The sequence below is a fragment of the Arenimonas sp. genome (genome assembly GCF_036275555.1).
GTDB lineage: Bacteria > Pseudomonadota > Gammaproteobacteria > Xanthomonadales > Xanthomonadaceae > Arenimonas.
This window is the reverse complement of sequence record NZ_DASUDO010000031.1, coordinates 36,094-49,346: the sequence shown is the minus strand read 5'-3', so window position 1 is coordinate 49,346 and position 13,253 is coordinate 36,094. Positions and strand designations below refer to the sequence as shown.

Here is a 13,253-nt window from a genome sequence, read left to right as displayed (position 1 = left end):
TCCGCTGGGGCGCGCTTCGGGGCGCCCAGATGGCACGGCCCGCGGGGGTCGCGGGCCGGGGGTCTTCTTTTTCATTAAGGCACCAGCCCGGCGGGCACTGTCAAGCCGGGCCGGCGGGCGGGAGGGCGCGGGCCGGGGCCCGGGGGCAGGCCCCGGCCCGGGTCAGTAGCAGGTGGACGGCAGGTATTTGGCTTGGTCGAGGTCGCTGGAGCAGGCGTAGCGGCCGTCGTCGTCGCGCGTCAGGTAGAGGCTGCGGCCGGCCAGGGCGTCGCTGGCATGCAGGCTGCCCAGGGCGAGTTCGATCACGCACCGACCTTCGCCCAGCGAGACCAACTGCACCGACAGCTGGCCGTCCAGGGTGGGCTCGGACAGGCCCAGGTCGTTGAAGTCCGTCGGGCAGCGGCCCTGGCTCTGGAAGTAATCCTCCACCGCGACCACCAGGCCGCGTCCTTCGGCCAGGGCCCGGGTCAGCTTGGAGCGGATGATGTAGTCCTGGTAGGCCGGCAGGGCGATCGCCGCGAGGATGGCCAGGATGAAGACCAGGACCAGGCCGCCGCCGCCGATCACCAGGGCGGCGAGCAGGCAGCCGTTCTTTTTCTTGTCCTCGCCGGCGGGCGAGGCGGCGACCGCCGCGACGGGCGCGACGGCGGCCGGCGCCATCGGCGGGCCCATGCCCAGCTCGTCGCGGAACTGCCGCAGCGGCGCCCACTGGGCCAGGCCCTCGCGCCAGACCAGGCTGTCGTCGGTCAGCTGGCCGGCCTGGAAGGCCGCCGCCACGGCCGCGGCATCCACCGGGCCCTGGCGGTTCCGGGCCTTGTCCACGTAGTACCAGGTATCCATCGTTTTCCCCACGCCGCGCCGGGCGGTTTTCCCCAATGAAAACGCCCGGCCGGGGCCGGGCGCCGTGTCGTTCCGGCCGGGCTAGTGCACCGGTTCGGGTTCGTCCTCGAACATCTGGCTTTCCATCCAGGCGTAGGCCGCTTCCGAGCCCGGCTGGTTGAACAGCACCATCAGCACGACCCACTTCAGGTCGTCCACGTCCACTTCGTCCTGGTCGAGCGCCATGACGCGGTCGAGCACCAGCTCACGCTGGTCGGCGTCGATCACGCCGGTCTGCTCGAGGAACATCAGGAAGCCGCGGCACTCGATGTCCAGGCGGTCGAGCTCGGGCTCGGCGTAGACGCGGACCGGGGTGTCGAGGCGGGCGACGGACGACGCCGGGCGCTGGCGGGCGAGTTCATCGAGCCAGTCGAAGGCTTTGTTGATTTCCGCGGGGCTGAAGCCGGCCTGGATCAGGCCATTCTGGAGCGAGTCACGGTCCCGGACGGCGTCGGGGTCGTCGTAGAAGTAGTGTTCGAACAGGTACAGCAGCACATCCAGGATGGTCTCTTTCATTACCCTCAGCCTGCGCCGCGGGGGCGCGTTGGGAAGGTCAGGGACGGCGGGCGTAGCGACCGTTGTCGGCGACCACTCGCCCTTCCAACTCCATGAGAAGCAGCATGGAGGACAGGGCGGCCACCGTCAATCCTGTCCGCTCGGCCAGGGAATCCATGCCGGTGGGGTCGTGGCCCAGCGCCGACCACAGCCGGTTGTGGTCTTCCCCGGTCGGCGGCTGTCCGCGGGCTGACCGGTCGGCCGGGGGGGGCGGGGCGGTTTCCAGGCGCCCGCGCAGCGCATCGGCCAAGGCCTGGGCGACCGGTGCCAGGGCCTCGACCACCTCCTCCGGCGACTCGACCAGGGCCGCGCCGTCCCGGATCAACCGGTGGCAGCCGCGGGCGGTGGGGTTGTCCACCGAACCGGGCAGGGCGAAGACCTCGCGGCCGGCCTCGGCGGCCAGCCGCGCGCTGATCAGCGCGCCCGAGCGCATCGCGGCTTCGATGACCACGGTGCCCAGGCTGAGGCCGGCGATGATCCGGTTGCGGCTGGGGAAGTGGGAAGCCAGCGCCCCGGTGCCGGGCGGGTGCTCGGTTGCCACCGCGCCCGTGGCCACGATGCGCGCCATCAGGCCGGCATGCGAGGCGGGATAGCAGCGGTCCGCCCCGGTACCGACCACGGCGACGGTGCGCCCGGCGGCGAGGGCGCCGGCATGCGCGGCCCCGTCGATGCCCTCGGCCAGCCCGCTGGTGACAGTCCAGCCGGCGCGGGCGAAGGCCTCGGCGAACCGGTGCGCGCGTTCGCGTCCGCCCGCGCTGGGATGGCGGCTGCCGACGATCGCCACCTGCGGGTGCCAGAGCAGCCCCGCGTCGCCCGCCACGAACAGCAGCGGCGGCGGGTTGGGCGCACGGCGAAGCAGTGCCGGGTAATCCGGATCCTGCCAGCCCAGCAGCCGGTGACCCGGCGCGGACCGCCAGGCCAGGTCGGCGGCGAGTGCGGCGGGATCGGGCTGTTGCAAGGCCATGCGCATTTCGGGCGCGAGTCCCAGGCCGGCCCCGTGGCGCGCCGCGTCGAGTGCGGCCGCCGGCGCGGGGCGGGCCTCGAGCAGGGCGCGCAGGGTCGCGGCCGGCAGGCCGGCGCGGGCGAGGATCAGGAGGGCGCGGTCGTTTTCCAAGGCCCCAAAAGCATCGCGGCGCCCGAGGGCGCCGCGATGTAGGAACACTGCCTGACGCGATGTCTTATTCGACCGCGTCCGGGTGCTTGAGCACGTCGCCCTGCGAAATCGGGCGGATGCCGTTCATCACCAGCGCGTAGCTGACCTTGTCGAAGGTGCGGAACACCATCAGGTGGCCGAGGAAATCATCCGGCATCTCGACCTTGTCGCGGTTGGCCATGAAGGCATTGCGGTTGGCGATCCGGTCCGGACGCACCGCACCCTCACTCCAGACGGAGAAGGTGTGGCCGTTGCGGATGCCCTCGCGGGCACCGACCGACAGCGCGACCACGTAGCGCGGACCGGCGCCCATGCCATCGGCCACGGCCAGGATGCGGCCGTTCTCCGGGATGCTGTCCGGGGCCCGCGGCATGAACTGCAGGTCGTAGGGCTGCGATTCCGGCGGCAGGACGCGGTCACCGACGCGGATCTCGCGGCCCTCGTCGCGCAGCAGCACCACGGCCACCTCGCCCTGGACGCGGGTCACTTCGCCGCTGGCGTGCAGCTGCAGTTCGTGGCCCAGGATTTCGCCGGTGGCTTCGCCGAAGCCCATCGGGGTCGTCCAGTGGCCGTGCATGCGGTCGCCGCGGTCATTCAGCGGGGTGAAGCCCGGGATGCGCCGGCCCTTGCCGCCGCCGAAGAGGTTGACCGGGCGGACGATGTCCACCAGCTGGCCCGGCTGGGCACCGTCGAGGCCGCGGACATAGACCAGCTGGCCGGCCGCCGCGCGCATCCGGTCTTCCTCGAGGCCGACCACGTGGGGCAGCGACTCGATGTCGTCCAGCACGGTGAACTGCTTCAGGAAGGGCTCGATGTCGGACAGCGGGATCGTGTTGACCGCCTCGCCGATCTGCGGGCCTTCGGCCTGCACGACGGGCTTGCCGTCGATGTAGACCAGGCTGAGCACGTCCCCCGGATAGATGAGGTGCGGGTTCTTGACCTGCGGGTTGGCCTGCCAGATCTCGGGCCAGAGCCAGGGCTTCTTGAGGAAGCGACCGGCAATGTCCCAAAGGGTGTCGCCCTTCTTGACCGTGTAGGTAGTCGGATGATCGCCGGCAAGCTCCGCCGCGACAGCGGCAGTGGCGATGGTGAGCAACATGGCAGCAGTAACTGCAAGAAGCCGTTTAAGCATGGCGGCTATCCACCTGATTTTCCCCGGACAGGTTGGGCGACTATAGCCCAAATCCCGTCCCTGAATGCAAGCCCACCCGGGCTATACTGACGGCCCGGTCCCTTGAGGTCCGGTTCCGTCCTCCCCATCTCACCGTCCATGGCCAAGCTCCCCATCCTGGAATTCCCCGATCCGCGCCTGCGGACCGTCGCCAAGCCGGTCGGGCAGGTCGACGACGCCCTCAAGGGCCTGATCGCCGACATGTTCGAGACCATGTATGACGCGCCGGGCATCGGCCTGGCCGCGACCCAGGTCGATGTCCACCTGCGCCTGCTCGTATTGGACGTAAGCGAGGACAAAAGCAGGCCAATGGTCTTCATCAACCCGGAGATCCTCGAAACCGAGGGCAGCCAGGTCTACCAGGAAGGGTGCCTGTCGGTGCCCGGCATCTACGCCGACGTCTCGCGCGCCGACCGCATCCGCGTGCGCGCGCTGGACCGCGACGGCAAGCCGTTCGAGCTCGATGCCGACGGCCTGCTGGCGGTCTGCATCCAGCACGAGATGGACCACCTGGCCGGCAAGGTCTTCGTCGATTACCTCTCGCCGCTCAAGCGCGAGCAGGTCCGCAAGAAGCTCGCCAAGCAGCAGCGCGCCGGCGCCGCCTGAGTGGCCCTGCGCATCGTCTTCGCCGGCACGCCCGGCTTCGCGGTGCCCTGCCTGCGCGCGGCCGCCGCCCGCGGCGAAGTGGTGGCGGTCTACACCCAGCCCGATCGTCCCGCCGGGCGCGGCCGCCAGCCCGCCGCGTCGCCGGTCAAGATCGAAGCCCTGGCACGCGGACTGCCGGTGTTCCAGCCCGAGAACTTCAAGTCCGCCGCGGCGCGCGAGCAGCTGCGCGAACTCAAGCCCGACCTGATGGTGGTCGTGGCCTACGGCCTGATCCTGCCGCAGTCCGTGCTCGACATCCCACGCATGGGCTGCTGGAACGTGCACGCCTCGCTGCTGCCGCGCTGGCGCGGCGCCGCGCCGATCCAGCGCGCGCTGGAGGCCGGTGACGCCGGGACCGGCGTCTGCCTGATGCAGATGGAGAAGGGCCTCGATACCGGCCCCGTGCTGCTGTCGCTGTCCACGCCGATCACCGCGGAGGATACCGGCGGCAGCCTGCACGATCGACTGTCCCTGCTCGGCGCCGAGGTGCTGGAGGATGGCCTGAAGCTGCTGCGCGCGGGCATGCGTCCGCTGGCGCAGCCGCAGCCGGCGGAAGGCGTCACCTACGCGCACAAGCTCGACAAGGCCGAGGCCCGCCTCGACTGGTCGCGGCCGGCGCGCGAACTGGCCAATCGCGTCCGCGCCTTCAACCCCTGGCCCGTGGCCGAGGCGGAGCTGGCCGGCGAACGCGTGCGCATCCACGCCGCCGCCGCCCTCGAAAACGCGCACGGACGCCCGCCCGGCACGGTGCTGGCCGCGGGCCGCGACGGCATCGACATCGCCTGCGGTGAAGGCGCGCTGCGCCTGCAGCAGGTGCAGCGCGAAGGCGGCCGCCCGATGGCCGCCGCCGATTACCTCAACGCCCGCCCGGCCCTGCGCGGCGCATGAATTCACCCGCCGGCGCCGCCTTGCGCGCCCGCGCCGCCCGCGTGCTGGCGGCGGTGCTGGGCGAAGGACGCTCGCTCAAGGCGATGCTGGGCCAGGCGCTGCCAGCCGTGCAGGATCCGCGCGACCGCGCCCTGCTCGAGGCGATCTGCTTCGGCGCGCTGCGCCACCGCCGCCGCTACGACCACGCCTTGTCGCAGTGGCTGGCCAAGCCGCTGGCCGCACGCGATTTCCCCGTGCACTGCCTGCTGCTGGCCGGCCTCGCGCAGCTCGATGCCCTCGGCCTGCCGGCGCACGCCGCCGTCGGCGCCACCGCCGAAGCCACCCGCGAACTCGGCCGGCCGCCGCTGGTCGGCCTGGTGAATGCGCTGCTTCGCCGCGCCAGCCGCGAGCCGCTGCCGGAGAGCAAGGACCTGGCCATCCGCAGCAGCCACCCGGACTGGCTGGTCGCCGCGCTGTACCGGGACTGGCCCGACGAGGTCGCGGCGGTGCTGGAGGCTAACAACCGCCCGGCGCCGCTGTGGCTGCGGGTCAACCCGGGCCAGCTGGGCATCGACCGCCTGATGCGCTCCCTGCGCGAAGACGGCCTTGCCGCCGCCACGGTGGAGGCGCTGCCCGACGCCGCGCGCGTGGACGACCCGATCCCGGTCGAACGGCTGCCGTTCTGGCACACCGGCGCGCTGGGCGTGCAGGACGGCGCCGCGCAGCTGGCCGTGCACGCGCTGGCGCCCGGCCCGGACGAGCGCGTGCTCGACGCCTGCGCCGCGCCCGGCGGCAAGACTGCGCAGATCGCCGAGCGCCTGTTCGGCGGCCACGGCGAGCTGCTCGCGCTGGATATCGAATCGCGCCGGCTCGCGCGCGTCACCGAGACGCTGGCGCGCCAGGGCCTCGACTACGACCGCGTGCAGGTGAAGGTGGCTGACGCCGCCGCGGTCGACGCCTGGTGGGATGGCCGCCCCTTCGATGCCATCCTGCTCGATGCGCCCTGTTCCGCCACCGGCATCATCCGCCGCCAGCCCGACATCAAGTGGCATCGGCGCGCGGACGACATCCCGGCGCTGGTGGCCCAGCAGGCGCGCCTGCTGGAGGCGCTTTGGCCGCTGCTGCGTCCCGGTGGCCGCCTGCTCTACGCCACCTGCTCGGTGCTGCGCGAGGAGAACGAACGCCAGGTCGACCGCTTCCTGGCGGCGCACGCCGATGCCTCCGCGGTGCCGCTCGACGCGCGCTTCGGCCGCCCCAGCGGCGCGGGCCGCCAGCGCCTGCCCGGCGAGGACGGCATGGACGGCTTCTTCTACGCGCTGTTGCAGCGGAAGGCCTGACGCCGAGCGCGCCGGTTTGACGATCGTCAGGACACGCCGCCAAGCCGCCTGCTAACGTTTTCCACCATGACCCCGTCCGCCGTCGATCGTCGCGACACCTGGCTGTTCTTCCTGCTGGCCTTCTGGGTGCTGGCGGTCGGTTTCGGCCTGCGCGATCCGTGGCCGGCCGACGAGCCGCGCTTCGTGCTGGTGGCGAAGCAGATGGTCGAGAGCGGCGACTTCCTGTTCCCGCATCGCGGCGCCGAGCTGTATCCGGACAAGCCGCCGCTTTATTTCTGGCTGCTGTCCCTGGCTTACGGCCTGATCGGCAGCTGGCGCTGGAGTTTCCTGCTGCCCTCGCTGCTGGCCGGCCTGGGCACGCTGGCGCTGGTGCGCGACCTCGCCGCGCGCCTGTGGTCGCCGCGCGCGGGGCTGTGGGCGGCGACGGCGGTGCTGGTGTGCTTCCAGTTCCTCTACCAGGCCAAGCGCGCGCAGATCGATCCGACCCTGGTGTTCTTCACCACGCTGTCGCTGTACGGGATCCTGCGGCACCTGCTGCTGGGGCCCGATTGGCGCTGGCTGTCGCTGGGCGGATTCGCGGCGGGGCTGGGCGTGATCAGCAAGGGCGTGGGGTTCCTGCCGCTGCTGGTGCTGCTGCCGTATGCGCTGATGGTGCGTGCGGGCTGGCAGGGACTCGCGCCGCGCGGCACCCACGATGGCGCACGCTGGGCGCTGCTGTTGCCCGCGTTCCTGGCGCCGGTGGTGCTGTGGCTGGGCCCGGTGCTGGCCGTGGCTTTCGCCAGCGGCAACCCGGAGCACGAAGCCTACCTGCGCAACATCCTGCTCAAGCAGACCGCGGAGCGTTACATCGATCCCTGGCACCACAACGAGCCGTTCTGGTACTTCGGCCAGGTGGTGCTGCTGTTCTGGCTGCCGTTCTCGCTGGCTTATCCGTGGCTCGTGGCGCCGTGGCGCGCGGCCTGGCGGGCACGCGATGCGCGCGTGTGGCTGCCGCTGGCCTGGGTGGCGCTGGTGCTGCTGTTCTTCAGCGCCAGCGGCGGCAAGCGCGACATGTACATCCTGCCGGCGCTGCCGGCGCTGGCGCTGGCGGCGGCGCCCTTCCTCGACGCGATTTCGGCGCGCGCGGGTTTCCGGCGCGCGGTGCTGGGCTTCGTGCTTTTCTTCTCCACCCTGCTGCTGGTCGCCGGCGCCATGGCCCTGTCCGGCGAGCCCGGTTTCGAGCGGAAATTGGTGCTGGAACGCGGGCTGGGCGACGAGGCGCGCTGGCTGTGGTGGATGCTCGCCGGCGTCGGGGGTGCGGGCCTGCTGGCCGCGGCGCTGGGGCGCGTGCGCCACGCGCTGGCGGCTTGCGCGCTGATGCTGGGCTTGCTTTGGAGCGGCTACGGCCTGGTCGTGCACCCGCTGCTGGACGATGAGAATTCGGCCAGGCGCCTGATGGCGACCGCACGCGAGCGCGCGGGCGACGACGTCGCCATCGGCCTGGTGGACTGGAAGGAACAGCAGCTGCTGCAGGCGGTGGGCCCGGTGGCGGAATTCGGTTTCCGGCAGCCGGTGCCGGTGCAGTTGGAGCGCGCCACGGCCTGGGTCCGCGAGGCGCCGGGCGAGCGGCGGCTGCTGGTCCAGCGCACCGGGGTCCTGGCGTGCGTGGCGTTCGACGACGCGGTCCAGGCCGAGCCGCTGGGCGCCGCCAACCGGCGCGACTGGTGGCTGCTGCGCGCCGGGGCGCTGGCCGGCTGCCCCTGACGCCGGCCGCGCGTACACTATGCGCACCCGGGGCGACCCGGGCGCGGCGGCGGCACCCCTCGACGACAAGGCCCAGGCTTCAATGAAGATCCTCATCCTCGGTGCCGGGCAGGTCGGCAGTTCGGTGGCTTCGGCGCTCGCGTCCGAGAACAACGACATCACCGTCGTCGACACCGACCACGCCCGCCTGCGCGAACTGGCCGAAAAGCTCGACATCCGCACCGTCGTTGGCCACGCCTCGCTGCCCAACGTGCTGGCCCAGGCCGGCGCCGACGAAGCCGAGCTGCTGGTCGCGGTGACCTCCAGCGACGAAGTGAACCTGATCGCCTGCCAGGTCGCCCAGCACCAGTTCCGCACGCCCACCCGCGTCGCCCGCCTGCGCGAGGCGCAGTACCTGGAAGTCGCCGCGCTGGCGGACCCCGAGCACTCGGCCGTGAGCGCGGCGATCAGCCCCGAGCAGCTGGTCTGCCGCCACGTCGAGCGGCTGATCGAATTCCCGGGCGCGCTGCAGGTACTCGATTTCGCCGATGGCCGCGCCCAGCTGGTGGCGGTTCGCGCCGTACCGGGCGGCGCCCTGGTCGGCCACGAGATCCGCGAGCTGCGCGAGCACCTGCCCACCGGCGTCGACGCCCGCGTGGCGGCGATCTTCCGCAAGGGCAAGCCGGTCAAGCCCGAGGGCAACACGGTGATCGAGGTGGACGACGAGGTGTTCTTCCTCGCCGACCGCAAGAACATCCTCACCGTGATGAGCGAGCTGCGGAAGGTCGACCCGCGCCCGGCCCGGCGCCTGCTGATCGCCGGCGGCGGCAACATCGGCCGCAACCTCGCCCGCAGCCTGGAGTCGCGCTATTCGGTGAAGGTACTCGAGCGTTCGAAGGAGCGCGCCCGCGGCATCGCCGAGGACCTGCTGAATTCGATCGTGCTGGTCGGCGACTGCGCCGACGAGGACCTGCTGCGCGAGGAAAACATCGACCAGACCGACGTCTACTGCGCGATGACCAACGACGACGAGGCCAACATCCTCTCGGCGATGCTGGCCAAGCGCATGGGCTGCCCGCGCGTGATCTCGCTGATCAACCGGCCGTCCTATGCCGAGCTGGTGGAAGGCGGCAGCATCGACATCGCGGTCAGCCCGCAGCTGGTGACGCTGGGCGCGCTGCTGGCGCACATCCGCGAGGGCGCGCCGGCGCGCGTGTACTCGCTGCGCCGCGGCGCCGCCGAGGCGATCGAGGCGGTGGTGCGCGGCGATCGCCGCACCTCGCAGGTGATCGGCCGCGGCCTGGATGAACTAGAGCTGCCGCCGGCCACCACCATCGGCGGCCTGGTGCGCGGCGACAAGCTGCTGATCGCCCACCACGACGTGGTGATCGAGCCCGGCGACCACGTCATCCTGTTCGTGATGGACAAGCGCGAAATCGCCCAGGTCAGCGCGCTGTTCCAGACCGGGGCGACCTGGCTGTGATGAGCCAGCGTTTCCGCGCCATCCAGCGCATCCTCGGCGTGATCATCGTGCTGTCGTCGATGACCAAGCTGCCGCCGGCGCTGTTGGCGCTGGCCTGGGGCGAGCAGGGCACGCCGCAGGTGTTCTTCGGCAGCTTCCTGGTCAGCCTGCTGATCGGCATCGGCCTGTGGGTGCCGGTGCGCAACGTGAACTACGACATGCGCCTGCGCGACGGCTTCCTGATCGTCACCATGACCTGGGTGTTCGCCAGCCTGGTGTCGGCCTTGCCCTTCGTGCACGGGCCGCCGAACCTGAGCTATACCGACGCGATCTTCGAGGCCACGTCGGGCCTGACCACCACGGGCGCGACGGTGATCAACGGGCTCGACGACCTGCCGCGCAGCGTCCTCTTCTACCGGCAGCTGCTGCAGTTCCTGGGCGGCATGGGCATCGTGATCCTGGCGGTGGCCATCCTGCCCATGCTCAAGATCGGCGGCACCCAGCTGTTCCGCGCCGAGAGCACCGGCCCCACCAAGGACACCAAGCTCACCCCGCGCATCGCCGAGACGGCCAAGGCGCTGTGGGCGGTCTATTTCGGCCTGACGGTGATGTGCGCCGCCTCGTTCTGGGTCGGCGGCATGAGCCTGTTCGACGCCATCGGCCACGCCATGTCCACCGTGTCCACCGGCGGCTTCTCCACCTACGACGCCGGCTTCGGCACCTGGAACAGCCCGGTGCTGGAGTGGATCGCGATCCTCTTCATGATGCTGGGCGGCATCAACTTCGGCCTGCATTACATCGCGTGGCGGCGGGCGTCCATGGGCGTGTACGGCACCGATTCGGAGCTGCGCTCCTTCCTCCGCATCGTCCTCGGCGCCAGCCTGATCGTCGCGGCCACGCTCTGGTTGGGCGGCGATTACGCGGGCATGGCGGATGCGTTCCGGATCGCGACCTTCCAGGTCGTCTCCAACATCACCACCACCGGTTTCGTGGTCACCGGTTTCGACCAGTGGACGGGCCCCGCGCCCTTCCTGGTCGTGACCATCGGCGTCATCGGCGGCTGCGCCGGCTCCACCGTGGGTGGCCTGAAGGTGGCGCGCGTGGTGATGGTGGTGCGCCAGGGCTATCGCGAGATCAAGCAGCTGGTGCACCCGAAGGCGCAGTTCCTGGTGAAGATGGGCGGCCGCCGCGTGTCCGAGAGCGTGGTGCTGTCGGTGAGCGGTTTCATAGCGATCTGGATGCTGTGCTTCATCATGCTGGTGGTCGGCATGAGCGCCACCGGCCTCGACCTCGAGACCTCGTACGGCGCCGTGGTGGCGACGATGGCCAACTCGGGCCCGGGCCTGGGCGCGGTCGCCTACAGCTTCGCGTCCGTCAATGACGCCGCCATCTGGCTCGGCACCCTCGGCATGATCCTCGGTCGCCTCGAAGTGTTCTCGCTGCTGGTGCTGCTTACGCCGGCGTTCTGGCGGGAGTAGCGGCGGCCTCCATCGCCGCGGCCAGCTGGTCGCGCAGCGCGCGCGCTTCGGCCTCGGGCAGGTAGCGCACCCGCAGCGGCGGTTCGAACGGGCTGGCGCCCACCGTGTCCATCAGCAGGCTGGCCATGCCGTGGCGGCGGTCGAAGGGCGAGCGCGACAGCGTCAGCGACTGCAGCTTGCGCACCTCGGCGAAGCGCCAGCGCTTGTCCAGCCAGCCTTCGCGCACCGCCACCAGCCCGCCTTCGAGGCTGTAGCCGGCGTAGCGCGCCCACACCACCGCGCGCAGCGCGAACACCGGCAGCAGCGCCAGCGCGGCCAGGCCCCACGGCCCGTTGAGGAAGGTCAGCACGCCCGCCACCGCGAGCGCGAACAGCGCCGGGATCGCGAACTGCCGGCGCCAGGCCTTCGGATGCAGCGGCCGCCACTGCGACATCGGCCAGGCGTGGCCGGGCAGCAGGTGGCGGATCAGGTCGGCCATCGCTTCCGGCGTCGCCACCGGCGCCAGGTCGCGCAGCGAGCGCTGGTCGTTGGCGGTTTCGATCGAGGCGCTGTCCACGCGCAGGCCCTGCCGGCCCAGCCAGCGATGGGTGAGGCTTTCGCGCAGGCTCCAGGCCTGGATGCGCGAGCGGGGCATGCTGGCGCGCAGGCGCGTGAGCAGGCCGCGCTGCGCGCTGAGGCGGCGGCCGTTCTCGGTGAGCACGAAGCCGTGGTACTGCAGCAGCGCCAGCAGCACCGACAGCAGCCGCAGCGCCACCAGCGCGAACACCAGCATCGCCACCGCCGCGACCACGCTGCCCGCCACGCCGAGTTCATAGGCCTTGGACCAGCCGGCGGCGTGGTCGGCGACGTATTCGATGGCGTCGCCCACCTGCTCGCCCGCGGTCTGCGCCGCGATGCCGAACCCCGCGGCGACCAGCAGCATGCCGCGGTTGGAGATCAGGCCCAGGCGAACGACCTCGCTGGTGGGCAGCTCGAGCAGGGTGCGGCCCTCCTGTTCGGCGGGCGCCGCGCCGGGCGCCGCCTCGCGCCGCGCCTCGCGGCCGTGGCTGCGCACCAGCCGCTCCAGCGCATGGGCATCGGCCAGCGACAGCACGCGCATCTCGCCTTCGGCCTGCATGCCGCCGGCGGACTCGAGCCGTACTTCGGCGACCTTGAACAGGCGGTGCAGCAGGGTCTGGTGCAGGGCCACGTTGTGGATGCGCTGGAACGGGATGTGGCGCAGGCTCTTCTGCAGCAGGCCCTTGCGGATGACGATGCCTTCGTCGTCGACCCGGAACCGGTAGGTGAAGTACTGCCCCAGCGACACCAGCACCAGCACGCCGGCGCCCACCAGGCCCCACAGCTCCCAACTGTTGCCGCGCCCGGTGAACAGCAGCACCAGCAGCGGCAGCGCGAAGCTCTTGAGCTGCTGGATCAGGACGAACAGCCAGGACCAGGGATGCAGCCGGCGTTCGTCGCCGCCCGCGACCACGCCCTCAGAGGGAGTCGTCATCGCGCTCCGCCTCCGGCAGCAGGGCGTCGCGCAGGGCCAGCGCGTCGGCGTCGAGCAGGCCGTGCTGGCGCAGCGCGTGCAGCCGGGTGCCGGCGGTGTGCACCACCAGCGTGGCCAGGCCGAAGCGGCGCTCGATCGGGCCGCGCTCGATGTCGAGGTGCTGCACGCGCGAACGCGGCACCAGCAGCTCGTGCTTCCAGACCAGGCCGCGCCGCACCTGCAGGCCGCGGGCGTCGAGCTTCCAGTGCGTGCGGCGCGCGCGGGCGCGGCCGAGCAGGGCGCCCGCGGCGGCCGTCGCGATGACCAGCGCCGCGCCCAGCACCAGCCGCGCCGGCAGCCCGTCGAAGGCCGTGCCCAGGATGCCCGCGCCGACCAGGAACGGCAGCCCGACCAGTGCGCCGACGATGGCCGAGACCTTGGCGGCGGCGGGCGGCAGCGCCTGCCAGTCGTCCGGCGCGGTCCAGGCGGGGGGAAGGGGCGTTTCGTTCAAGG

12 protein-coding genes are annotated in these 13,253 nt (G+C 71.7%); 6 read left to right on the top strand and 6 right to left on the bottom strand.

Annotated elements, in window-relative coordinates; all coding sequences use genetic code 11:
* Positions 1 to 162 precede the first annotated feature (162 nt).
* The 4 genes from VFV21_RS08085 to VFV21_RS08070 form a co-directional block, all read right to left on the bottom strand.
* A complete protein-coding gene (locus tag VFV21_RS08085; protein ID WP_329668921.1) occupies positions 163 to 840 on the bottom strand; it encodes a pilin in 678 nt (225 codons plus the stop codon).
* A gap of 81 nt (positions 841 to 921) precedes the next feature.
* Positions 922 to 1,395 carry a DUF494 family protein gene (locus VFV21_RS08080; protein WP_034211705.1) on the bottom strand — a complete coding sequence of 158 codons (474 nt, stop codon included), beginning with the start codon at positions 1,393 to 1,395 and terminating at the stop codon, positions 922 to 924.
* A 37-nt stretch (positions 1,396 to 1,432) separates the two neighbouring features.
* On the bottom strand, positions 1,433 to 2,548 hold the full coding sequence (dprA, locus tag VFV21_RS08075; protein WP_329668920.1) for a DNA-processing protein DprA: 1,116 nt from the start codon (positions 2,546 to 2,548) through the stop codon (positions 1,433 to 1,435).
* Between the two features lie 64 nt (positions 2,549 to 2,612).
* Positions 2,613 to 3,719 carry a LysM domain-containing protein gene (locus tag VFV21_RS08070; protein ID WP_329668919.1) on the bottom strand — a complete coding sequence of 369 codons (1,107 nt, stop codon included), beginning with the start codon at positions 3,717 to 3,719 and terminating at the stop codon, positions 2,613 to 2,615.
* 138 nt (positions 3,720 to 3,857) lie between these two features.
* Between VFV21_RS08070 and def the strand changes: the two genes are divergently transcribed.
* From def to VFV21_RS08040, 6 genes are all read left to right on the top strand, one after another.
* On the top strand, positions 3,858 to 4,364 hold the full coding sequence (gene def, locus VFV21_RS08065) for a peptide deformylase (RefSeq protein ID WP_329668918.1): 507 nt from the start codon (positions 3,858 to 3,860) through the stop codon (positions 4,362 to 4,364).
* 6 nt (positions 4,365 to 4,370) lie between these two features.
* Positions 4,371 to 5,291 carry a methionyl-tRNA formyltransferase gene (gene fmt / locus VFV21_RS08060; protein ID WP_329668990.1) on the top strand — a complete coding sequence of 307 codons (921 nt, stop codon included), beginning with the start codon at positions 4,371 to 4,373 and terminating at the stop codon, positions 5,289 to 5,291.
* Positions 5,288 to 6,607, top strand: coding sequence for a 16S rRNA (cytosine(967)-C(5))-methyltransferase RsmB (rsmB, locus tag VFV21_RS08055; RefSeq protein ID WP_329668917.1), 1,320 nt, complete (start codon positions 5,288 to 5,290; stop codon positions 6,605 to 6,607). The genes fmt and rsmB overlap by 4 nt, the downstream gene beginning before the upstream one ends.
* A gap of 66 nt (positions 6,608 to 6,673) precedes the next feature.
* A complete protein-coding gene (locus VFV21_RS08050; protein ID WP_329668916.1) occupies positions 6,674 to 8,350 on the top strand; it encodes a glycosyltransferase family 39 protein in 1,677 nt (558 codons plus the stop codon).
* A gap of 82 nt (positions 8,351 to 8,432) precedes the next feature.
* Entirely contained in the window at positions 8,433 to 9,812 is a 1,380-nt protein-coding gene (gene trkA / locus VFV21_RS08045) for a Trk system potassium transporter TrkA (RefSeq protein WP_034211752.1), read from the top strand.
* Complete coding sequence (locus VFV21_RS08040) at positions 9,812 to 11,269, top strand: potassium transporter TrkG (RefSeq protein WP_329668915.1); 1,458 nt, start codon at positions 9,812 to 9,814, stop codon at positions 11,267 to 11,269. Before trkA ends, VFV21_RS08040 begins: the two co-directional genes overlap by 1 nt.
* Here VFV21_RS08040 and VFV21_RS08035 read toward each other — a convergent pair.
* Together VFV21_RS08035 and VFV21_RS08030 are read right to left on the bottom strand one after the other, a co-directional pair.
* Positions 11,244 to 12,761 carry a PH domain-containing protein gene (locus VFV21_RS08035; RefSeq protein WP_329668914.1) on the bottom strand — a complete coding sequence of 506 codons (1,518 nt, stop codon included), beginning with the start codon at positions 12,759 to 12,761 and terminating at the stop codon, positions 11,244 to 11,246. The two genes, VFV21_RS08040 and VFV21_RS08035, sit on opposite strands and share 26 nt — an antisense overlap.
* Positions 12,745 to 13,251, bottom strand: a complete 507-nt coding sequence (locus tag VFV21_RS08030; protein WP_329668913.1) for a PH domain-containing protein — start codon at positions 13,249 to 13,251, stop codon at positions 12,745 to 12,747. Before VFV21_RS08030 ends, VFV21_RS08035 begins: the two co-directional genes overlap by 17 nt.
* Between the last annotated feature and the right edge of the window lie 2 nt (positions 13,252 to 13,253).